Origin of the sequence: Kribbella kalugense (assembly GCF_004365875.1) — a bacterium.
GTDB classification, from domain to species: domain Bacteria; phylum Actinomycetota; class Actinomycetes; order Propionibacteriales; family Kribbellaceae; genus Kribbella; species Kribbella kalugense.
This window is the reverse complement of record NZ_SODF01000002.1, coordinates 1499365-1520932: the sequence shown is the minus strand read 5'-3', so window position 1 is coordinate 1520932 and position 21568 is coordinate 1499365. Positions and strand designations below refer to the sequence as shown.

At 68.0% G+C, this 21568-nt stretch carries 17 protein-coding genes; 9 read left to right on the top strand and 8 right to left on the bottom strand.

Features of this window, described 5'->3' with window-relative positions; genetic code table 11:
* Positions 1–48: 48 nt before the first annotated feature.
* A complete protein-coding gene (locus EV650_RS25175; protein WP_202874886.1) occupies positions 49–990 on the top strand; it encodes an ATP-binding cassette domain-containing protein in 942 nt (313 codons plus the stop codon).
* Positions 987–1781, top strand: coding sequence for an ABC transporter permease (locus EV650_RS25170; protein WP_134121474.1), 795 nt, complete (start codon positions 987–989; stop codon positions 1779–1781). Before EV650_RS25175 ends, EV650_RS25170 begins: the two co-directional genes overlap by 4 nt.
* Here EV650_RS25170 and EV650_RS25165 read toward each other — a convergent pair.
* A complete protein-coding gene (locus EV650_RS25165) occupies positions 1708–3411 on the bottom strand; it encodes an ABC transporter ATP-binding protein (protein WP_134121473.1) in 1704 nt (567 codons plus the stop codon). The genes EV650_RS25170 and EV650_RS25165 overlap by 74 nt on opposite strands.
* Before the next feature lie 292 nt (positions 3412–3703).
* Entirely contained in the window at positions 3704–4471 is a 768-nt protein-coding gene (locus EV650_RS25160; RefSeq protein WP_134121472.1) for an SDR family NAD(P)-dependent oxidoreductase, read from the bottom strand.
* A 119-nt stretch (positions 4472–4590) separates the two neighbouring features.
* Between EV650_RS25160 and EV650_RS25155 the strand changes: the two genes are divergently transcribed.
* Positions 4591–5130: a GNAT family N-acetyltransferase gene (locus EV650_RS25155; RefSeq protein ID WP_134121471.1), complete on the top strand. Its 540-nt coding sequence runs from the start codon at positions 4591–4593 to the stop codon at positions 5128–5130.
* Here the strand turns inward: EV650_RS25155 and EV650_RS25150 are convergent.
* The 6 genes from EV650_RS25150 to EV650_RS25125 form a co-directional block, all read right to left on the bottom strand.
* Positions 5127–5942 (bottom strand): bifunctional allantoicase/(S)-ureidoglycine aminohydrolase, encoded by an 816-nt coding sequence (locus tag EV650_RS25150; protein WP_134121470.1) that lies wholly within the window; start codon positions 5940–5942, stop codon positions 5127–5129. The genes EV650_RS25155 and EV650_RS25150 overlap by 4 nt on opposite strands.
* A complete protein-coding gene (gene allB, locus EV650_RS25145) occupies positions 5939–7282 on the bottom strand; it encodes an allantoinase AllB (protein WP_202874881.1) in 1344 nt (447 codons plus the stop codon). Before allB ends, EV650_RS25150 begins: the two co-directional genes overlap by 4 nt.
* Positions 7279–8376, bottom strand: coding sequence for a glycerate kinase (locus EV650_RS25140; RefSeq protein WP_238174438.1), 1098 nt, complete (start codon positions 8374–8376; stop codon positions 7279–7281). Before EV650_RS25140 ends, allB begins: the two co-directional genes overlap by 4 nt.
* Before the next feature lie 80 nt (positions 8377–8456).
* Entirely contained in the window at positions 8457–10232 is a 1776-nt protein-coding gene (gene gcl, locus EV650_RS25135) for a glyoxylate carboligase (protein ID WP_134121468.1), read from the bottom strand.
* Positions 10232–11116, bottom strand: a complete 885-nt coding sequence (locus tag EV650_RS25130; protein WP_134121467.1) for a 2-hydroxy-3-oxopropionate reductase — start codon at positions 11114–11116, stop codon at positions 10232–10234. Before EV650_RS25130 ends, gcl begins: the two co-directional genes overlap by 1 nt.
* 19 nt (positions 11117–11135) lie before the next feature.
* Complete coding sequence (locus EV650_RS25125; RefSeq protein ID WP_134121466.1) at positions 11136–11948, bottom strand: hydroxypyruvate isomerase family protein; 813 nt, start codon at positions 11946–11948, stop codon at positions 11136–11138.
* A 157-nt stretch (positions 11949–12105) separates the two neighbouring features.
* Between EV650_RS25125 and EV650_RS25120 the strand changes: the two genes are divergently transcribed.
* The 6 genes from EV650_RS25120 to guaD all read left to right on the top strand — a co-directional run bounded on the left by EV650_RS25120 (position 12106) and on the right by guaD (position 21556).
* On the top strand, positions 12106–13638 hold the full coding sequence (locus EV650_RS25120; RefSeq protein WP_166678261.1) for a PucR family transcriptional regulator: 1533 nt from the start codon (positions 12106–12108) through the stop codon (positions 13636–13638).
* 122 nt (positions 13639–13760) lie between these two features.
* The gene (gene uraD, locus EV650_RS25115) at positions 13761–15689 is read left to right on the top strand and encodes a 2-oxo-4-hydroxy-4-carboxy-5-ureidoimidazoline decarboxylase (protein WP_134121464.1); all 1929 of its coding nucleotides are present in this window, start codon (positions 13761–13763) and stop codon (positions 15687–15689) included.
* Positions 15686–17122: a xanthine dehydrogenase small subunit gene (locus EV650_RS25110; RefSeq protein ID WP_134121463.1), complete on the top strand. Its 1437-nt coding sequence runs from the start codon at positions 15686–15688 to the stop codon at positions 17120–17122. The genes uraD and EV650_RS25110 overlap by 4 nt, the downstream gene beginning before the upstream one ends.
* On the top strand, positions 17119–19458 hold the full coding sequence (gene xdhB / locus EV650_RS25105) for a xanthine dehydrogenase molybdopterin binding subunit (protein WP_134121462.1): 2340 nt from the start codon (positions 17119–17121) through the stop codon (positions 19456–19458). The genes EV650_RS25110 and xdhB overlap by 4 nt, the downstream gene beginning before the upstream one ends.
* Entirely contained in the window at positions 19446–20282 is an 837-nt protein-coding gene (gene xdhC, locus EV650_RS25100; RefSeq protein WP_134121461.1) for a xanthine dehydrogenase accessory protein XdhC, read from the top strand. Before xdhB ends, xdhC begins: the two co-directional genes overlap by 13 nt.
* Entirely contained in the window at positions 20279–21556 is a 1278-nt protein-coding gene (gene guaD, locus EV650_RS25095; RefSeq protein ID WP_134121460.1) for a guanine deaminase, read from the top strand. Before xdhC ends, guaD begins: the two co-directional genes overlap by 4 nt.
* Positions 21557–21568 lie beyond the last annotated feature (12 nt).

Sequence of the window (21568 nt, the reverse complement as noted above, 5' to 3'; positions counted from 1 at the left end):
GTACAATGTACGGTACACTCTACGGCTCAACGACCCGAGAGGTGGGAAGTGACTACGGAACGAGTGATCGAGGCCGTCGGCGTACGGAAGAACTACCAGGGCGGCACGGATGGGGCGGGGCTGAACGGCTTCGACCTGGAGGTCACGGCCGGCACTGTGACGGGCCTGCTCGGCCCGAACGGCGCCGGCAAGACGACGGCGGTGCGGATCCTGTCCACGCTGCTGGAGATGGATTCCGGTACGGCGACGATCGCGGGGTACGACGTCCGCCGGCAAGGAGCGGAGGTGCGGCGGCGGATCGGTCTGGTCGGGCAGTACGCCGCCGTGGACGAGCTACTCACGGGCCGGCAGAACCTGGTGATGTTCGGGCGGCTCAATCATCTGAAGAATCACAAGAGCCGGGCAGACGAACTCCTGGAACGCTTCAGCCTGACGGAGGCGGCCAATCAGGCGGTGAGCAAGTACTCCGGCGGCATGCGGCGGCGGCTCGACCTCGCGGCGAGCCTGATCGTCGCGCCACGCGTGCTCTTCGTGGACGAGCCGACGACCGGCCTCGATCCGGCCGGGCGGATCGAGGTCTGGTCCGCCGTACGGCAACTCGTCGACGGCGGTACGACGGTGTTGCTGACGACGCAGTACCTGGAGGAGGCGGACCAACTGGCGAACCGGATCTCGATGCTGAAGGCAGGCAAGGTCGTTGCCGAGGGCACCCCTGATGAGCTGAAGACACAACTGGGATCGGACTGGCTCGACCTGGTACTCGCGGATCCCGCCGACGTACCGCGGGTCGTCGAGTTGGCCGGACCGCTGGCGGACGGGGAGATCCGGGTGGAAGACGTACGGGTGAGCGTTCCGGTGAAGGATCGGACGAAGGCCCTGGTGGTGATGGCGAACTCGTTGCATGAGGCAAAGATCGAGCCGGAGGACATCACCTTGCGGCGGCCGACGCTGGACGAAGTGTTCCTGCACCTGACGGGAGCGGCCGCATGACCGGCCTCGGATGGGCGCTGGCGGACGGCTGGACGATCGCGCGGCGGACGTTGACGCATTGGCGGAACCAACCGGGGCTGGTGATCTTCACCTGGTTCTTCCCGGTGCTGATGCTGCTGATGTTCGGCGGACTGCTGGGCGGGGCGATGGAGTTCCCGGACGGTTCGTCGTACTACGAGCTGCTAGTCCCGGGGATCTTTGCGCTGGCGATGCTGTTCGGGCTCGAGGGCACGATGACTGCGGTCGCCACCGATGTGTCGAAGGGCGTGACGGACCGGTTCCGGTCGCTGCCGATGAGTTCGACGGCGGTGGTGCTCGGGCGGTGCATCGCGGACATGCTCGACTCGGTGGTGACGCTGGTCGTGCTGGTCGCGACCGGGCTCGCCCTTGGCTGGCGGTGGCACGAAGGGTTGCCGTCGGCGTTGGCCGCGTTCGGGTTGCTGTTGCTGCTGCGATTCGCGTTGTTGTGGGTCGGGATCTTCATCGGACTGACGGTGAAGAACGCGCAGAGCGTGACGATGGTGCAGGTGCTGGTCTGGCCGATCGGGTTCCTGTCCAGCACGTTCGTCGCCACCTCGACGATGCCGGACTGGCTCGGGACGATCGCCCAATGGAACCCGCTGTCGTCCACCGCGACCGCGTCCCGAGCCCTCTTCGGCAACCCCGATCCCTCAGCCACGGCCACTTGGATCGGCACGCACGCCGGGCTCGCTGCCGTCATAGCTCCCTTGCTGCTGACAGCAGTCTTCCTCCCACTCTCGGCGCATCGCTTCCGGACCCTGTCCCGCTGAGCGCGACGACGCGGTCGGCGTACTGCGCGAGCGACAGATCGTGGGTGATCAGGATCGTGGTGCGGTTGCGGGCGAGGGCTCGGAGTGGGGTGATGATCTGGTGGGCTGAGGCGGCATCGAGGCCGGCGGTCGGTTCGTCGAGGACGAGGACCGGGGTGTCGCGGAGAAGAGCACGGGCGAAGGTCAGACGTTTGAGTTGGCCGCCTGACAGCATCGACGGGTCGAGGACCGTGTCGTAGCCTTCCGGCAGCGTGGTGATGAATTCATCAGCGGCGGCTGATCGGGCCGCCTCGACGACCTCCTCATCGGTGGCGTCGGGGCGGCCGTACGCGACGTTCGCCCGGATGGTGTCACGGAGGACGAGCGTCTGCTGCGGGAGCAACGTGATGCTCTCGCGCAGACGCCGTACCGCAAATGAAGACAGCGGTACGCCGTCCAGCCGGACCTGGCCCGAGGTCGGGTCGTAGAACCGGAGCAGGAGCTTCGCGATCGTCGACTTGCCGACGCCGCTCGGACCTGTGAGTACGACGAACTCCCCGGGCTCGACGGTCAGGTCGAACCCGGTCAAAGCCGGCGTACCGGCGCCGGGGTAGTGGAATCCGACCCGGTCGAACTCGACACGGCCACGTACGTGCTCGAGTTCGACTGGGTGCTCTGGATCGGTGACGGACGGGGCCGCGGAGAGGATCTCGGCAAGGCGTTCGGTGGCCGCGGTCGCGGCGGTGGCGGTCAGGTTGAGCTCGCCGAGGCTGCGGAGTGGCGGGTACAGATAGCCGAGGAACGCGGCGAACGACAGCAGCGCGCCGAGCGTCATCCGGCCCTGCGAGATCTCCCAGACGCCGAGGCCGATCACTCCGAGTACGCACAGAGTTTCGAGGACCTCGACCACCTGCTCGTAGAGTTCGCTCCGCCGTGCGCCGCTCACCGAGGCGCGCATCCAGGCGCCAGCCTCACGATCCAGCCGGGTCTCTTCGGCCGGCTTCCGGTTGTACGCCTGCGTCAGTTCGATCGTGCCGAGCGACTCCTCCAGCACCGAGGTGATCGCGCCATCGGCGACCCGCTCGGAGCGGGCGAATCGCCTGATCGGACCGGTGAAGATCTTCGCCGCGAGCCAGAGCAGCGGCGCCAACGCGAAGGTGACGAGAGCGAGATCCCAGCACAGCCAGATCGCTGCGGCCGAGAACAGCACGATGCGGAACACCGCCGAGACCACGCCGATCGCCGAGGACACGACCAGCTGCTCGATCGCCTCGACGTCACCGCTGAGCCGCTCGACCAGGTCGCCGCGACGATGGCGCTGGAAGAAGTCCGGCGGCAGTTCCTGAACATGCCCGAATACGTGCGCGCGAAGTCGCCGTACGAACCGCTCGCCGCTCCAGAACGCGAGCGAGTTGCCGAGGTAGCCGATGATCGCGCCAAGGATCGCGACCCCCAGCCAGGCGGTCGCCGGATGCCAGAACGCCGCGAGCGAGCCCTGCTCCAGCGCGTGGTCGGTCAGGTGGCCGAAGAGCAGGATCGCGACGGTCTCGCACACCGCCGCGGCGATCACACAGACGCAGACCAGGACATACCACCGCCGATCCCCACGGGTCAGCGGCCAGAATCGCGCGAACGCCTGCCGAATGGTCATGCCGCCTCCACAAGGACGTGGGGCCCGCACGGATGCGGGCCCCACTGTCAGGACTGGATCAACGGCCGATCGGCCGGCGGCGCGGCGGGAGCTTCTTGGCAGGCTTCTTGGGGTGCTTCGGCGCCTTGGGGGCCTTCGGCTTCAGGACGGCGACCTTCTTGAGGCTCATGAGGTTCTCCTTCGTGTTGGTTGTTGCCGCGGTCAACTGCTTGCGACAACCACGAAGTTAGCCAGCCAGACTGGTTGTACCGTTGGGGATTCCTGGCAATCGGCTCCGAGCGCAGAAGGTTGCCTACGGCATCAACTGGCCGCCGTTGATCTCGATGATCTGACCGGTGACGTACGACGCCATCCGCTCGGAGGCGAGAAACAGGATGGTTCCCACGCACTCGTGCGGCGTACCGGTGCGGCCCATCGGGATGGTCGCGAGCATGGCCTGCATCTGCGCGTCGCCGGTGTGGCGGTCGTGGAACGGGGTCTTGATCACGCCTGGCGCGATCGCGTTCACCCGGATGCCGTCCGGGGCGAGCTCCTTGGCCAGACCGCGGGTGAACGTGCTGACCGCGCCCTTGCTGGTCGCGTACACCACCGATCCACCGGCGCCACCGGTCCGCCCGGCGATCGACGTGACGTTGATGATCGAGCCGCCGCCCTGCGCCCGGAACACCGGCACGATCCGCCGGGAGAGCGCGAACACCGACGTCAGGTTGACGTCCAGGATCCGGTGGAACTCCTCATCCGGTACGTCGGCGATCGCGGACCGGTGGACCAGGTCGCCGGCGTTGTTCACGAGTACGTCGATCCGCCCGTGCTCCGCGAGTACCTCGTCGACGAACGCGTCCGCCGACTTCGGGTCGGCGAGGTCCGCTTGGTGCAAAGACGCCGTACCGCCGGCCGTCTGCACCGCGCCGACGGTGTGCCGCGCTCCCTCCTCGTTGCGGTGGTAGTGCAGCGCCACCGTCGCCCCGGCCTCCGCAAACCCGACCGCGGCCGCAGCCCCGATCCCACTACTCGCCCCGGTCACGGCCACAACCTGATCCCTGAAATCCAGATATCCCATGCGCCCTATCCTCTCCCAGGACGTGTCCGACGGTTCAGACACGTCCGCAGCCGGTCAGGGAGGGCGGGAACGCGCCGAGGGGCGGATTGCGGGAGGCGGGGCGGGGGTAGATTCGATGGATGGGATACGCGCTCGGGGAGCTGGGGCTGCGGCGATGGCGGACGGCTGATGCCTTGCGGCTGGCGGCGGCGCATGCCGATCCCGAGATGGTCTATCAGGGCGGGATCGTGGACCGGGCGTCCGCCGTCGACTGGATCGGGCGGGTCGCGGACCTGGACAACGGACACGTGTACGCCGTCGCGGACGCCGACGATCACCCGATCGGGTGCGTCGCCGTGACCAACATCGACCGGCACCAGGTGGGCTGGACCTGGTACTGGACCCTCGCCGAGGTCCGCGGCCGCGGCGTCGCCCGAGACGCACTCCGCGCCCTCGCCCGCTGGGCCCACCACGAGGCCGGCCTCTACCGCCTCGAGCTCGGCCACCGCCTGAACAACCCGGCTTCCTGCGCGGTCGCCGCCGGCGCGGGCTTCCTCTCCGAGGGCCTCGAGCGCCAACGCCTCGCTTACGACGGCACCCGGTACGACGTCGAGCGGCACGCCCGGCTGGTCACCGACCCGCTGCCCCCACCGCAACGCCCTGTACAGATCACTGACTAAACGGTCAGTTTCGGGTGGCGGTTGACGTCCTTGTAGAGCAAGTAGCGGAATCGGCCCGGACCGCCGGCGTAGCAGGCCTGCGGGCAGAACGCGCGGAGCCACATGAAGTCGCCCTCCTGCACCTCGACCCAGTCCTTGTTCAGCAGGTAGACGGCCTTGCCCTCGAGCACGTACAGCCCGTGCTCCATCACATGCGTCTCCGGGAACGGGATCACGCCGCCGGGCTCGAAGCTGACGATGTTCACGTGCATGTCGTGCCGGACGTCGTCCGGATCCATGAATCGCTGCGTCTTCCACCGGCCGTCGGTGTCCGGCATCGCGATGCCCTCGACGTCCGCCTCGTTGGTGACGAGCGCCGGCGGTACGTCGATCCCGTCGATCCGCTCATACGCCTTCCGGACCAGGTGGAACGTCGCGACCGCGTCGCTCGTGTTCCGCAGCGTCCAGTCGCCACCCGGCGGCAGGTACGCGTACCCGCCCGGCGCCAGCGCGTGCTTCTCGCCTGCGACCGTCAGCACAAGGTTGCCTGCGACAACAAACAGCACGGCCTCGGCGGCCGGATCGGTCTCCGGCTTGTCGCTCCCACCACCAGGCCCGACCTCGACGATGTACTGCGAGAACGTCTCGGCGAACCCGGACAGCGGCCGCGCGATCACCCACAACCGCGTGTCGTCCCAGAACGGCAGCCGACTGGTGGTGATGTCGCGCATCGTGCCGCGCGGGAGGACGGCGTACGCCTCGGTGAAGACCGCGCGGTCGGTGGTGAGGTCGGTCTGCGCCGGCAGTCCTCCCTTCGGGGAGTAGTAGCTCATCGTTGTTCTCCTCGGGTCAGCAGGCGGCCACGGGGGCCGGCCTCGATGTCGACGGGTTCGCCACGGAGCCAGGTACTGCGGACTACGCCGGCGAGCGTGCGTCCGTCGTACGGCGTGATGGCGTTCTTGTGCTGGAGTTGGTTCGCATCGACGGTGAAGGTCTCGTCGGGGGCGAGTACGCAGAGGTCGGCGTCGTACCCGATCTCGATCTGGCCCTTGGTCCGCAGGCCGGTCTGCGCCGCGGGCGCCGTGGACATCCAGCGGACGACGTCGGTCAGCGTGAAGCCGCGGCGGCGGGCCTCGGTCCAGACGGCGGGCAGGCCGAGCTGGAGGGACGCGATGCCGCCCCACGCGGTGCCGAAGTCGCCGGTGTCGAGGTGCTTGAGGTCGATCGTCGACGGTGAATGGTCGGAGACGACCAGGTTGATGGTGCCGTCGCGCAGTCCGCCCCAGAGCAGCTCGCGGTTGGCGGCCTCGCGGATCGGCGGGCAGCACTTGTACTGCGTGGCGCCGTCGGGAATGTCCTCGGCGTTGAAGGTCAGGTAGTGCGGGCAAGTCTCCGCGGTGATCCGTACGCCGTCGTTGCGGGCCTTGGCGATCAGCGGGAGGACGTCGGCGCTCGAGACGTGCAGGATGTGGACACGACAGCCCGTCTCGCGAGCCAGGTCGATGACTCCGGCAACGGCCTCGTTCTCGGCTGCGCGGGGGCGGGAGTTGAGGAAGTCGAGGTAGCTCGCGCCGTTCGGCGGCGTGGCTTCGTCGATGCGGTGGGCGTCCTCGGCGTGCACGATCAGCAGTCCGTCGAAGGTGCTGATCTCGCGCATCGCGGCCTCGACCTGCTGCGCGTCCAGTGGCGGGAACTCGTCGACGCCGGAGTGCAGCAGGAAGCATTTGTAGCCGAACACGCCGGCGTCGTGGAGCGGGCGCAGGTCGGCAACGTTGCCCGGGATCGCGCCGCCCCAGAACCCGACATCGACGTACGCCTGGGTCTCGGCAGTCTTCCGCTTGAGGGCGAGCGCCGGCACGTCGCACGTCGGCGGGATGCTGTTGAGCGGCATGTCGATGATCGTCGTGACGCCACCGCGGGCCGCCGCCTTGGTCGCGGAGGTGAAGCCTTCCCAGTCGGTACGCCCGGGGTCGTTGACGTGCACGTGGGAGTCGACGAGGCCTGGCAGCAGTACTTCGTCGTCGCCGAGGCGCAGCTCCGTCGAGGCGTCGAGATCGGCGTCGTACGGCGAGATTGCGACGATCCGTCCGTCACGGATGCCGACCGCGCCCGGCTGCTCACCCGTGGCCCGCACGACTCGCCGGGCCCGAATCACGAGATCCAGAAGACTCATCCGCCGCCTCTCTCCCTTCGTGTCATCGTAAGGTGCTCGATCGCGATCCGTTCGCCAAGCCGCTCAAGCAACGGCTCCGGCTCCGCGATACACCGCTGCACGTCTGGCTCCAGATCGGTCAGCGCGTACGCCGCCCGCACACCGGCGTCCTGCAACTGGTGAGCCTCGAGCCGATTAACCCCACACACAGCAACCACCGGTATCCCGGTGCCCGCGGCGGCCACGCCGGCTACGGCTTTGCCGTGCAGCGTTTGTTCGTCGAGGGCGCCTTCGCCGGTGATGACGAGGTCGGCGCCGGCTAACTGCTGCTCGAAGCCGACCATCTCCAGGACCAGTTCGATACCCGGTCGCAGCTCTGCGCCGAGGAGTGCGAGGGCCGCGAACCCGACCCCACCCGCTGCCCCGGCACCCGGCACGTCCCGCAGATCCCGACCGGTGTGCTCGGCGACCTCGTCGGCCCACGCGCTCAGCCTGCCGTCGAGCTCGACGACCTGCTCAGGCGTGGCGCCCTTCTGCGGCCCGTACACCGCCGCCGCACCCCGAGGCCCGGTCAACGGATTATCCACATCACAAGCCACCACCACCTCCACCCCTTCCAGCCGCGCCGCGACAACTCCCGGGGTCGGGGAACAAGCAATAGCCTGTTCCCCGACCCCGGCGGTTGTCTCCACATGCGTGAACGGGCGGGGCGCGGCGAGGGCTTGGATTAGGCCGGTGCCGCCGTCGGTGGAGGCGCTGCCGCCGATGCCGAGGATGATGCGGGTGCAGCCGGCGTCGATTGCGGCTGCGATCAGTTCGCCGGTGCCGTAGGTGGTCGCGGTCATCGGTGCCCGGCGCCCCTCCGGGAGGCGGACGAGCCCGGAGACGTCCGCCAGCTCGACAACGGCTGTGTTGTTTCGGCGCGCGTATCCAGAGTGCACTCGCGAGCCGGTGGGGCCTGAGGCAACGATCGGGACCAGGGTGAAACCGGCGCCGACGGCGGCGGCGAGGGTTCCGTCGCCGCCGTCGGCCACCGGTACAGGGACCACGGTCGCGTCGGGGCAAACTCGTCGTACCCCGGCACCGACCGCGGCTGCCACCTCCGCGCTGGTCAAACTTCCTTTGAATTTGTCAGAGGCAACAACGACCCGAAGACCTGCCCCTCGCTCCGCTCGGGGGGGAAGTGTGAGAGCCATCAGTCCAGTAGCGCCAGTGCTGTCGGCGCGTCTTCCGGGGAGATCGCCAGGTCTTCGAATTCGATGATGTTGTCGATTTCGACGCCCATGGAGACGTTGGTGACGCGTTCGAGGATGATCTCGACGACGATCGGGACCTGGTGTTCGACCATCAGTTTCTTGGCCTGCTCGAGGGCCGGCAGGATGCCGTCCGGCTCGAAGACGCGAAGGGCCTTACAACCAAGGCCTTCCACGACCTTCACGTGGTCGACGCCGTATCCGTTGACCTCCGGGCTGTTGATGTTCTCGAAGGACAGCTGCACGCAGAAGTCCATGTCGAAGCCACGCTGCGCCTGCCGGATCAGCCCGAGGTACGAGTTGTTCACGACCACGTGGATGTACGGGATGTTGAACTGCGCGCCGACCGCCAGCTCCTCGATCAGGAACTGGAAGTCGTAGTCACCCGACAACGCCACCACAGTGCTCTCCGGATCAGCGACCGCAACCCCCAGCGTCGCCGGCACCGTCCAGCCCAGCGGCCCGGCCTGGCCGGCGTTGATCCAGTGCCGCGGCCGATATACGTGCAGCATCTGCGCGGCCTGGATCTGCGACAACCCGATCGTGCTCACGTACCGGACGTCCGGCCCGAAGGCGCGGTTCATCTCTTCGTAGACCCGCTGCGGCTTGATCGGCGTGTTCTCGAAGTGGGTCTTGCGCTGCAACGCCGTACGACGCTCTCGGCACTCCTCGGCCCACGCGGACCGGTCCGCAAGCTTGCCCGCCGCGGCCCATTCGCGCGCCACCTCGACAAACATCTGCAGAGCGGCGCGAGCATCCGACACGACTCCGTAGTCCGGCGCAAACACCCGCCCGATCTGCGTCGGCTCGATGTCCACGTGAATGAACTTCCGGTCACCCCGATAAACGTCCAGACCGCCGGTATGCCGGTTAGCCCACCTGTTGCCGATACCAAGGACCAGATCGGAAGCCAGCATCGTCGCGTTGCCGTAGCGGTGCGAGGTCTGCAGCCCGACCATCCCAGCGCTCAACGGGTGGTCGTCGCCGATCGCACCCCAGCCCATCAGCGTCGGTACGACGGGAATCCCGGTGAGCTCAGCGAACTCGACCAACAGATCGGCCGCGTCCGCGTTGACGACACCGCCGCCCGCGACGATCAGCGGCTGCGCGGCATCCGCGAGCATCTGGAGCACCTTCTCCGCCTGCCCCCGAGTAGCAGCAGGGCTGGAGACCGGAAGCGGCTCGTACGTGTCGATGTCGAAGTCGATCTGCGCGAGCTGTACGTCGAGCGGCAGGTCGACCAGCACGGGACCCGGCCGGCCTTCACGCATCAGCTGGAACGCCTTCTGGAAGGTGCCCGGAACCTGCGCGGCCTCCATCACGGTCACCGCCCACTTCGCGACCGGCTTGGCGATCGCCGAGATGTCGACGGCCTGGAAGTCCTCTTTGTGCAGCTTCGCGACCGGCGCCTGGCCGGTGATGCAGAGGATCGGGATCGAGTCGGCGGCCGCGGAGTACAGGCCGGTGATCATGTCGGTGCCGGCCGGTCCCGAGGTACCGATGCAGACGCCGATGTTGCCGGCGCGCGCCCGGGTGTACCCCTCGGCCATGTGCGAGGCAGCCTCGACGTGGCGGGCGAGAACGTGCTTGATCCCGCCATGGTCGCGCATCGCGGCATAGAACGGGTTGATCGCAGCACCGGGCAACCCGAACGCCTGCGTCGACCCTTCCTTCTCCAAGATCAGAACCGCGGCGTCAACCGCACGCATCCGAGCCATCAGTCGACCTTCTTTCCGGAAAGACGCTCAACACCGCGGAGAAGCGCCGAGTGATCGAGACCGCCGTCACCGTTCGCCCGAGCGGACGCGACCAGCTGGGCCACCAGAGCACCGAGCGGTACGACGACACCCGCCTCGCGCGCGGCCGCGGTGACGATGCCCATGTCCTTGTGGTGCAGGTCGATCCGGAACCCGGGCTGGAAGGAGCGGGACAGCATGTTCTCCTTCTTCTGATTCAGCACCGTCGAACCAGCCAAGCCGCCACCCAGAACCTCCAGAGCAGCCTTGGTGTCGACGCCGTACGCCTCGAGGAAGATCACGGCTTCGGAGACGGCCTGGATGTTCGCGGCCACGATCAGCTGGTTGGCCGCCTTGACGGTCTGCCCCGAACCGCTCGGGCCGACGTGGACCACGGTCTTGCCGACCACGTCGAACAGGGGCTTGGCCTCGGCGAAGTCGTCCGCCGAGCCGCCGACCATGATCGACAGGATGGCGTTCTTGGCGCCGGCCTCGCCACCGGAGACCGGGGCGTCGAGCAGCCGGAAGCCGAGGGCGCGGGCCTGCTCGGCGAGCTGCTGCGTGACGTCGGGCCGGATGCTGGAGAAGTCGATGATCAGCGTGCCGGTCTCAGCCAGCTGGAAGACGCCGTCCTCACCCTCGAGCACGTCCTGGACGTCGGGTGAGTCGGGCACCATCACGCAGATCACGTCGGCGCCCTTGACCGCTTCGGCCAGCGAGGCCGCGGCGCGACCGCCGGCCGCGATCAGGTCCTTGGCGCGCTCCGGCGAACGATCCAGCCCGACCACGGTGTGGCCGGCGTTGGCGAGGTGGACGGCCATCGGGTTGCCCATGATGCCGAGGCCGATGAAGGCAATGTTCGTCATGTCAGATCTCCTGAGGTCATCAGCGGCGCTCGAACGGGAGCCAGCCGAAGCTTGCGTCTGAGGTGGTGGACGGCTTGTACTCGAGCCCGACCCAGCCGGTGTAGCCGTTCGCCTCGAGGGCGGTGAGCTGCTGGTCGAGCGGGAGCGTGCCGGTGCCGGGTTCGTTGCGGCCCGGCGCGTCGGCGATCTGCACGTGGGCGACCCAGTCGGTGCTGTCGGCGATCACCTTGTTCACGTCGTCGCCGTTGACCGCGAGGTGGTACAGATCGGCGAGCAGTCCGACGTTCGGTACGTCGTGCGCCGCCTGGACGCGATCGATCACTCTGAGGGCGTCGGCCGCGGTCTTGAGCGGATAGCGATCGGCGCCGCTGACCGGCTCGACCAGGACGGTGGCGTCGATCCGCGCGGCGGCCCGGGCGGCGAGGGCGAGGTTCTCGACCGCGAGGTCGTCCTGCTCCTGCTCGCTGCTGCCATCAACCCGATTGCCGTAGAGGGCATTGAAGCCCTTGGTGCCGAGTCGCTCGCCGATGCCGACGGTGACGTCGACGTTGTCGCGGAACTCGCTGGACCGCTTCGGCCAGGACACCAGGCCGCGGTCGCCGCCGGGCATGTCGCCGGCGAAGAAGTTGAGGCCGGTCAGCTGGACACCGGCGTCGGTGATCGCGCTGACGAACGCGTCGACCTGCCGGTCCGGCGGGACGGCCTCGACGAACGGCCACCAGAACTCGACCGCGCTGAATCCGGCCCGGCGAGCGGCGGCCGGTCGCTCCAGCAGGGGCAACTCGGTGAACAACAGCGAACAGTTCACCGTGTACCGCAGTTGGTGACTCATCCGAACTCCCATGTTTCCGTATTGCGGAATTTTATTTCTGGTCTGCGAAATGACCATAGGCGCGGGATTGAGCGAACGTCAAGCGTCCGGCGAGGGCTGTCTCGCGGGGGCGCGCGCGTTGTACGTTCCTCTAAACGTCCAACAGAGGAGGTGTGACGTGCTGTTGGCCGAGCTGCTTGACGCGCCCGAGCTGGGGTTGCGGTTGCTGCATTCCGCGGGTGGAGTGCTGGACCGGCCGATCGGGCGACTCGTCACCACCGACCTGTTGGACCCGGGCCGCTACCTGAACGGCGGGGAGCTCGTCCTGACCGGGCTGGTCTGGCGCCGCCGACCGATGGACAGTGAGGTGTTCGTGGCCTCGATGGCGGGCCGCGGGGCGACCACGATCCTGGCCGGGAAGGCCCAGTTGGGCGACGTGCCGACGGACCTGCTGGAGGCTTGCCGACGCCACGAGGTCACGTTGATCGAAGTACCGATCGAGATCGCGTTCGCCGATGTGACGGAGTACGTCGCGGCGGCGGGATCGGCCGAGACCGGAGCACGGCTTTCGGCGAGCCTGGTCCGCCAGCGGCAGCTGTTGTCGTCGATCGCGGCGGGCCGCAGTCTCGACGAGTTGGCGGCGCGAATCTCCGCGGAGATCGGGCACGACTGTCGTGTACTGACTCCAACCGGGCGGCACGTCGTACCCGGGCCGGGCGAGCTCGCCGCCGATGCCGCTGACGCGGTGACTCGCCGGTTCCTGACCGCGGATCGTACGCCGGCTGTGGCGGTGGCGAACGACGCGTCGTACAGCCTGTTCCCGGTCGGATCTGGTCTGGGCAACCGGCTCACCGCGTGGGTCCTGGTGATCGAGGGCGACTACAACGAATGGTCGCGGGACCACGTGGAGGCGGTGCACGAACTCTGCGCGATCGCCGCTCTGGACCGCGCCCGCCGGGATGAGGGCCGTCGAGCATTACGCCCATTGGTTGCGGATGCGATGGCGCTGGTCGAGTCCGGCGCGCCGCAGGTCGAGGTGGCGGCGCGGCTCCGGCAGGCCGGGTCGCATTCGGACCGGCCGATGGTCGTCGCAGTCGCCGAGCTGCGTGACGACGGACCGAGTGAGGTCGCGTTGAGCCTGCTCGAGGACGTCGCCCTGACGGTCGGCCCGGCCGTCGTCGCTCCCGGACGCGACGGGCTGCTGGTCGCGTTCCTGCCGTACACCTCGCAACTGCCCGACCACCTGCGCCGAGCCTTCGGCCGACTAGGTCCTGGGCTCGGCCGGGCGCGCCTTGCCGTCGGAATCAGCGGGGAGACCTCGGTCGACGCACTCGCCGGCGCACTAGAGGAGGCCCGCTTCGCCCAGCGTGCAGCCAGCGCCGGTCGCGCACCGGTGTCGGTGGTCACCTCCGACGAGGTCGCGTCCCACGTGCTCCTGCTGGCCACGCTGCCTGACGACGTACGGCGTACCTACACCAACCGTGTCCTCGGAGCGGTCCTCGAGAACGACCGGCGTACCCATGCCGACCTGCTCGCCACGCTGCAGGCGTTCCTCGCCTGCGACTGCTCCTGGACGCGTACGGCGGAGTCGCTGCACCTGCACGTCAACACCGTTCGCTACCGGATCGAACGCGTTGAGCAACTGACCGGTCGCGATCTGTCGAGCCTAGAAGACCGGGTCGACGTGTTCCTCGCACTCAAATCGCTCTGATTGTGTGATCACACAACTCAAGGATTCATGAACGGTTCATCTTCGGAGGTTCACCGGGTGCAATCCGGGGCGCGGTGAGCCGATGCTCGGGTGCAGGTCAAAACCCCGAGGAGCGTGTCCCGATGAAGGCAGTCCTGCGACCCAGTAGCCGGCAAAGCAGCCGTCACCCCGTCGACCAGCTGCTGTCCCCCGGCAAGTTGGCGGTGTACGGCGCCCAGCACGTGCTGGCGTTCTACGCCGGAGCGGTGATCGTACCGATCCTGCTCGCCAGCTCGATCGGCCTCACCACCGAGCAGCTCATCCACCTGATCAACGCCGACCTGTTCACCTGCGGCATCGCCTCGATCATCCAGTCCGTCGGGTTCTGGAAGGTCGGCGTACGGCTGCCGCTGCTGCAGGGCGTGACGTTCACGGCGGTGTCGCCGATGATCGCGATCGGCCTGGCCGCGGGCGGCGGGACGGACGGTCTGCTGGTGATCTACGGCGCCGTACTGGTCGCCGGTCTGGCCACCTTCTTCATCGCGCCGTTCTTCAGCAAGCTGATCCGGTTCTTCCCGCCAGTCGTGACCGGCTCGGTGATCACGATCATCGGACTCGCTCTCCTTCCGGTCGCTGCCGGGGACGCGGTCGGTGGCGCCGGACCCGACGCCGCACCGACCAGCGCTAAGAACATGGCCTACGCACTCGGGACGCTGGCCTTGATCGTGCTGATCCAGCGAGTCTTCAAGGGCTTCATGGCGACCATCGCCGTACTGATCGGCCTGGTGGTCGGGACCCTGGTGGCCTGGGCGTTCGGCGACGCGCACTTCGGGGCGGTCGGGGACGCGGCCTGGGCCGGCGTGACGACACCGTTCTACTTCGGCTGGCCGAAGTTCTCGGTGGCGGCGATCATCTCGATGGTCGTGGTCATGCTGATCACCGCGGTCGAGACGACCGGTGACGTCTTCGCGACCGGCGAGATCGTCGAGAAGCGGATCGGCCGCGAGGACATCGCCCGGGCACTGCGGGCCGACGGTCTGGCCACCACGATCGGCGGCATCTTCAACTCGTTCCCGTACACCTGCTTCGCCGAGAACGTCGGCCTGGTCCGGCTGACCCGGATCCGCAGCCGCTGGGTGGTCGCGACGGCCGGCGCGATCATGATCCTGATCGGCCTGCTGCCCAAGGCCGGCGCGATCGTGGCCGGCGTACCGCACCCGGTGCTGGGCGGCGCGGCGCTGGCGATGTTCGCCACCGTGGCCGTGGTCGGCTTCCAAACCCTGACCAAGGTCGACTTCCACGACCACCGCAACGTCGTGATTGTGGCGACCAGCGTCGGCCTGGCCATGTACGTGACCGCTCAGCCGCAGGTCGCGCAAGCCGTACCGCACTGGGCCGAGATCATCTTCGGCAGCGGCATCACCCTCGGCAGCCTCACCGCGATCTTCCTGAACATCCTGTTCCACCACGTCGGCAAGAACTTCGGCCCGGCAGTGGCGGGGCAGCCTGGTGACTCTGTCCGGCTGGACCAGGTGAACAAGATGAGCCGCGAGGAGTTCGTCGAGACCTTCGGCAGTCTGTTCCAGGGGCCGCGGTGGGCGGTCGAGCAGGCCTGGGACATGCGCCCGTACGCCGATACTCACGCGCTGCGCCGGTCGTTCCAGGAGGCGCTGTTCTCCGGATCCCGCGAGGAGCAGCGCGAACTGATCCAGGCGTACCCGCAGCTCGGCTCGCAGTTCGTTGCCGACGGCCTCAGTGGTGAGGCGTCGCTGCGGGACCAGTCCGACAAGGGGCTGACCTTCCTCGGCGATCCCGAGCGCGACGAGCTTGCCTCGATCACGTCGTCGTACGAAGAGCGGTTCGGGTTCCCGCTGGTGATCTCGGTTCGCGATGCCGAGTCGTACGACCGGATCGTCGAGCAGGGTCGCGAGCGGCTGGGGAACTGCGAGAACCAGGAGTTCGCCGCCGCTCTGCTCGAGATCGCGAAGATCGCCGGCTACCGGTTCGACGACTTCGTCTCCGACGCCAACCCGATCCATAGTGCCCGCACCCGTTGGAGCAGCAACCGATGACAACTCAAGCACTCCGTGCCCCTGCCGTGACGGTGAACGGTGAGCTCGCCGCCCTTGGTGACATATCCGTCCACACCACCGTGCTGGACTGGCTGCGGGAGCGTGGTCTGACCGGCGCCAAGGAGGGCTGCGCGGAAGGCGAGTGCGGTGCCTGCTCGGTGCTGGTCGCCCGGCCTGGTACGGACGCGCCGACCGAGTGGACCGCGGTGAACGCGTGCCTGCTGCCGATCGCATCGCTGGACGGTCAGGAGCTGATCACGTCCGAAGGCCTGGGTTCACCCGCGGCGCTCCATCCGGTGCAGAAGGAGATGGCGATCCGCGGTGGATCGCAGTGCGGGTTCTGTACGCCGGGCTTCGTCTGCAGCATGGCCGCCGAGTACTACCGGTCCGGTCGCTCAACTGGTGAGGGCGATCATGAACACGGCCCGAATGGCTTCGACCTCCACTCGCTGAGCGGCAACCTGTGTCGCTGCACCGGCTACCGACCGATCCGCGATGCGGCGTACGCGCTCGAAGATCCAACGGAGAACGACGCCTTGGCGGTACGTCGACTCTCGCCGCCGCCCGCGCCCGCGACCACCGGGATCGTGTCCGGGGAGGCGGAGTTCGTCCGGCCCGCGTCCCTGGACGGTGTGCTCGATCTGCTGGCCGAGAGGTCCGACGCGCAGATCGTTGCCGGGTCGACCGATCTCGGTGTGCAGGTGAACATCTTCGGTTCGCGGCCGCCGCTCACGATCGCGATCGATCGGCTGGCCGAACTGCGCGAGTTCAGCTTCGGACCTTCGGAGGTTCGGCTCGGTGCGGCGTTGACGCTGACAGAGATCGAGCGGCGGCTGGCCGGGCGGGTGCCGTTGCTGGCTCAGCTCTTCCCGCAGTTCGCGTCGCGGTTGATCCGGAACGGCGCGACGATCGGCGGCAACCTCGGCACCGGCTCGCCGATCGGCGACACCCCGCCGGCTTTGCTCGCGTTGGACGCATCGCTCGTGCTGGCGTCGCGGCGCGGCGAGCGGGTCGTCCCGTTGGCGGAGTACTTCACCGGCTACCGGCAGACGGTGAAGGCGGCCGACGAACTGATCAAGACAATCGTGATTCCGTTGCCGTTGGCACCTATGACCGCGTTCCACAAGATCGCTAAACGTCGGTTCGACGACATCTCGAGCGTTGCGATCGGGTACGCCGTCGACGTTCGGGACGGCGTGGTCGCGGAGGCTCGGATCGGGCTCGGCGGGGTGGCCGCGACACCGCTGCGGGCGCGGGCGACCGAGGCCGCGTTGATCGGCAAACCGTGGACGGAGGAGACCGTGCGGACCGCGGCGGCGGTGATGGCGGCCGAGGGTACGCCGATGGACGATCACCGCGCGAGTTCGTCGTACCGCTCGGCGATGCTCGGGCAGTCGTTGCTGCGGTTCTACTTCCAGGGGGTGGAGGCATGAGCTCGTTGTCGGAGCGGCCGCTCCAGCCGGTTGTCGGCGTACCGATGCCGCACGAGAGTGCCGCGCTGCATGTGACCGGAACTGCCTTATATACAGACGATCTGGTACTGCGGACCAAGGACGTGCTGCATGCGTGGCCGGTGCAATCGCCGCATGCGCACGCGCGGGTGACTGCGTTGCGGGTCAAGCCGGCGTACGACGTACCTGGTGTGGTGCGGGTGTTGACGGCGGACGACGTACCGGGGGTGAACGACGCGGGTGTGAAGCACGACGAGCCGCTGTTCCCGGGTGAGGTGATGTTCAACGGGCATGCGGTGTGCTGGGTGCTCGGGGATACGTTGGAGGCAGCGCGGCTCGGGGCGTTGGCGGTCGAGGTCGAGTACGAGCCGCTGCCGTCGTTGGTGACCGTTCGCGAGGCGATCGACGCCGGGAGCTTCCAGGGGATCGGGCGTCATCTGGAGCGCGGTGATGTCGAGGGCGCGTTGGCCAGCGCGGCGCACGTGTTCAGCGGAGAGTTCGAGTTCGCCGGGCAAGAGCACTTCTATCTGGAGACTCATGCGGCGTTGGCCCATGTCGATGAGTCCGAGCAGATCTTCGTGCAGTCGAGTACGCAGCATCCGTCGGAGACGCAAGAGATCGTCGCGCACGTACTCGGGCTGGCCAGTCACGCGGTGACGGTGCAGTGCTTGCGGATGGGCGGCGGCTTCGGCGGCAAGGAGATGCAGCCGCATGGGTTCGCCGCGATCGCTGCGCTCGGCGCGACGCTGACCGGGCGGCCGGTGCGGCTGCGGTTGAACCGGACGCAGGACATGACGATGTCGGGGAAGCGGCACGGATTCCACAGCAAGTGGACAGTCGGGTTCGATTCGACCGGCCGGCTGATGGCGTTGGATGCGACGCTGACCGCGGACGGCGGGTGGAGTCTGGATCTGTCCGAGCCCGTGCTGGCCCGGGCGATGTGTCACATCGACAACGCTTATGAGATTCCGCATGTCCGGGTCGACGGACAGATCGCCAAGACGAACAAGACTTCGCAGACTGCGTTCCGCGGGTTCGGCGGGCCGCAGGGGATGCTGGTGATCGAGGACATCCTCGGCCGCTGCGCTCCGCTGCTTGGGTACGACGCCTTGGAGCTGCGTCGACTGAACTTCTACCAGCCGGGCGACGCCACGCCGTACGGGCAACCCGTGCGGCACGCGGATCGACTCGAGTCGTGTTGGAGCCAGGTCATCGACGGCGGGGACGTCGCGGCTCGCTTGGCAGCGTTGGAGGCTTTCAACGCCACGCATGAGCACGTGAAGCGTGGGTTGGCGATGACGCCGGTGAAGTTCGGGATCTCGTTCAACCTGACCGCGTTCAACCAGGCCGGGGCGCTCGTCCACGTGTACAAGGACGGGTCGGTGCTGATCAATCACGGCGGCACCGAGATGGGCCAGGGCCTGCACACGAAGATGCTGCAGGTGGCTGCGACCACGTTGGGGGTGCCGTTCGCGCGAGTGCGGCTGGCGCCGACGCGGACGGACAAGGTCCCGAACACCTCCGCCACGGCGGCGTCGTCGGGCGCTGACCTGAACGGTGCCGCTATCAAGAACGCGTGCGAGCAGATCCGGGAGCGGCTCACCCAGGTCGCCGGCGGGCGGCTCGGGATCAGCCCGTCCGACGTGCGCTTCGTCGATGGCGTCGTACGCGGACTGTCGGGTGATGGCGTGCCGTGGGAGGAGATCGTCGCGGCGGCCTACATGCAACGGGTGCAGTTGTGGGCGGCTGGGTTCTACCGGACCGAGGGGCTGCACTGGGACGCCAACGCCATGCGGGGCGAGCCGTTCAAGTACTTCGCGTACGGCGTTGCGGCGTCCGAGGTCGAGGTGGACGGGTTCACCGGGTCCTACACGTTGCGGCGGGTCGACATCGTGCATGACGTCGGCGACAGCCTGAGTCCGTTGATCGACATCGGGCAGATCGAGGGTGGGTTCGTCCAGGGGGCTGGCTGGTTGACGCTGGAGGACCTGCGGTGGGACGAATCGACCGGCGACCGGCGCGGGCGGTTGGCGACCCAGGCGGCGAGCACTTACAAGCTGCCGAGCTTCTCGGAGATGCCGGAGGTCTTCAACGTCCGGCTGCTGGAGAAGGCCCACGAGGACGGCGCGGTCTACGGCTCGAAGGCTGTGGGTGAGCCGCCGTTGATGCTGGCGTTCTCGGTTCGCGAGGCGTTGCGGCATGCGGCGGCTGCGTTCGGCCCTCCCGGTACGAGCGTCGATCTGCCGTCGCCGGCCACACCTGAGGCCGTCTATTGGGCTCTCGAAGGCGCACGGGGTGGTGTCTCATGGAGTGGCTGAAGGCGATCCAGCGCTTACGATCCGGGCGTCGGGCCGGGGTCCTCGTCACGGTGATGTCGGTTCGCGGGCATGCACCGCGGGAGGCCGGCGCCAAGATGGTCGTTGCCTCGGACAACGTCTGGGCAACGGTTGGCGGCGGCAACCTGGAGGCGTTAGCCATCGAGCGTTCGCGGGAGATGATCGCGGACGGCGTGACGGTTCCCGAGGAGCTGACGGCGGCGTTGTCGGACAAAGCGCCGTACCAGCATGGGGTTCAGTGTTGTGGTGGAGAGGTGAAGTTGTTGCTGGAACCGTTGCCTGTGGTGCCGTCGGTCGCGATCTTCGGGGTCGGGCATGTCGGACTCGAGTTGGCGCGGATCCTCGCGCGGCATGACATCGAGCTGCATCTGGTCGACTCGCGGTCGGATCAGCTGACGGCGAATCGCCTTGCGGTATTGGATGAGTCGGTGGCGCAGGTCCACGTACACAACGTGCCGGTGCTGCCGGAGCTGGTCGTGAGCGAGCTGCCGCCGGGCACGCACGCCGTGATCATGACCCACGACCACGCGGAGGACGCGGCGCTGTGTGACGTTGCCATCCGCAACGATGCGCTGGCAACCATCGGGCTGATCGGCTCCAGCGCGAAATGGACCCGCTTCCAGCGCAAGCTCGCCGAGGACGGCAACTCGGCGGAGGCGATCGCGCGCATCGTCACCCCCATCGGCATTCCCAGTGTGACCGGCAAAGAGCCGGCTGTTATCGCGGTCAGCGTTGCTGCCTGGCTGCTCGAACTGTTCACCGCCGAGCGTCGCCCCGCGTCGGCTCATCGTGAGGCGAAGGCATGACTATTTTCCGTGGCACGTTCATCGACACGCCGGAGAATCCGTTCACCGGCGGCGAGCTGCGCGTCGACACCGACGCGGGCCTGCTGGTCCAGGACGGCGTGATCGTTGCCCGTGGCCCGTTCCGGGAGATCCGGCAGGCCCATCCGGCCGAGCAGATCGTCGACCTGACCGACGGCGTCGTACTGCCGGGCTTCGTGGACACCCACGTGCACTTCCCGCAGATCCGCGCCGTCGGCGGGCTCGGTCTTCCGCTGCTCGAGTGGCTCGACCGGTACGCCCTGCCGGAGGAGGCTCGGATGGCGGACGTTGCCTATGCCACCGGTGTTGCCAACGAGTTCGTCCACGGCCTTGCCGCTGCTGGGACCACGTCGGCGCTCGTCTTCGGCGCGCACTACGTCGATGCGGTCGACGCGCTCTTCAACGCCGCGTCGGGGGTGGGTCTGCGCGTGACCAGCGGTCTCGTGCTCAGCGACCGCCTCTTGCGACCCGAGCTCCTCACCACACCAGTCCGCGCATACGCCGAATCCCTGGCCCTCGCCAACCGCTGGCACGGCGTCGGTCGCAACCGGTACGCCGTCACGCCACGCTTCTCCCTGTCCTGCACGGACGACCTGCTCGCCACCTGCCGTGAACTGATGGACGCGATCCCCGGCGCCCTGTTCACCTCCCACGTGAACGAGAACGAGGCCGAGATCGCGTCCGTGGCCGACCTGTTCGGCGGCGCCGACTACGTCACGACGTACGACCGGCACGGCTTGGTGGACCGGCGTACCGTGCTGGCGCACAACGTCCACCCGACCGACGTCGAGCTCAAGACGCTGGCCAACAGCGGCGCGACCGTCGCCCACTGCCCGACCAGCAACGCGGCGCTCGGCAGCGGCCTGTTCCCATTGAGTCGGCACCTGCAGTACGGCGTACGCGTCGCCCTCGGATCCGATGTCGGAGCGGGCACCGGCTTCTCGCTCCTCAAGGAAGGCCTGCAGGCGTACTTCTGCCAGCAACTGCTGGCCGACCACGGCCGCCCGCTCACCGCGGCGCACCTGCTCTACCTTTCCTCCGCCGCCGGCGCCGAGGCACTCGACCTTCCGCAGGTCGGCCACCTGAGCGTCGGTCAACGCTTCGACGCCCAACTCCTCCGCCCGTCGGAAGGCTCGCCCCTGGCCGTCGGCATCGCCCACGCCGCCGACACCGAAGAGGCCCTGGCTCGAATCTTCACCCTAGGCACCCCCGCCGATGTCCAGGCGGTCTGGATCGACGGCGAACTCCTCCACTAGGCACACCCGCCG